This is a genomic window from Gilliamella sp. CG16 (genome assembly GCF_046635785.1).
In the GTDB taxonomy this organism is placed as follows: domain Bacteria; phylum Pseudomonadota; class Gammaproteobacteria; order Enterobacterales; family Orbaceae; genus Gilliamella; species Gilliamella apicola_I.
Genome location: NZ_JBIDFL010000028.1, coordinates 1 through 1,364 on the forward strand (window position 1 = coordinate 1; position 1,364 = coordinate 1,364).

Below are 1,364 nucleotides of genomic sequence, written 5' to 3' on the forward strand. Positions count from 1 at the left end.
GATACCCGCACGTACGGGACGGTGTTTTTATCGAACGGTGAAACACGGGGCAGTCATGTTGAGTTAGCCTCGACCGGTGGTAGTTTGTATTTTTTAAAACATCAGCGTATTACCGAAGGGAGTTTAAAGCTGTCGATGGAGGTACGTGACCGTAATACGGGTCGGGTACTGAGTACCGGAACGTTGACGGAAGGTGTGGACTATGAAGTCAATCAGTTTCAGGGTCGGGTACTTTTAACCAAGCCACTGCCGATGACGGCACAGGGTGAGACGGGGAGCTCGATAATTGAAGGCGGTAATCTGTTAGGGGGTAACCCGGTCTGGATTATTGCGGAATATGAATATTACTCAGACGGTTTTGACTTTAACAGCGAAAAAGTGTTTGGTGGTCGTGCTTATCACTGGTTAAACGACCATGTTCGAATTGGCGGGACGTATATCAATGAAGACCAGTCAAGCGGCGATACGTATGAATTAAAAGGGGTTGACCTGATAATACGACCAACGCAGGGGACACATACCCATGTGGAGTATGCGAAAAGCAAGGCGGGGATGAATGATATCTATGTGTCGAGCAATGGTGGTGTCTCGTTTAATCAAACGACGTTATCAGGTGATACCCGTGGTGCGGCATGGAAGATAGAGCAAACCATCAACTTTGATGACTTTACCGATGAGGATGTTCCGCTGAGTTTTAAAGGGTATTACTCGATGCAGCAGGAAGGCTTTTCATCGTTTGCCAAAGCCCGAAGCAGTGATTTGGAAGAGTGGGGTGGCGAGTTACGTTATGACTTTGAGCCGGATAAGCGAGGGGTATTAGTTTCTTACAGCAATGAAAAAGACAAGGGTAACTATGTAGAACGAATAGCCCGTGCGCAATATTACACTACGCTGGGCGATTTATATAAAACCACATTAGAGCTGGAGCACCGCAATAACCACAATTATGGTGAGGACAGCACGCATGAGATGCTGGTGGCGGCGAAACTGGAACGCTCGTTTTTTGACGGACGGGACAAAGGTTACATCATTCAGCAGCTGACGTTAGGTAAATCGGGTGATGTGTCAAATGACAACCGAACGACGGTGGGATACAGCTCTCAGATAACGGACAGCATTAATATTGGCGCGGAATTATTTGTGTCGAACCGGGGAGGCGGTGGTGGCATTCAGGGCAGCTGGGATGTGAATGACCGCACCAACTTATACACGAAGGTACTCAATGATGTGGACTCAAGTTCGGGTCGCGGTATTACAACGGTATTCGGTGGTCGAACCAAGGCGACGAGTCAAATGGAATTATATTCCGAGCGACAATTTAAAACCAACCGCATAGACCACACGACATCGGATGTTTATGGGGT

General features: G+C 47.8%; 1 protein-coding gene. It reads left to right on the forward strand.

Annotated features, from left to right (window positions below):
* Positions 1-1,364 (forward strand): hypothetical protein (locus tag ACGH47_RS11360; RefSeq protein ID WP_411623482.1); only part of this gene is annotated, 1,364 nt, incomplete at both ends.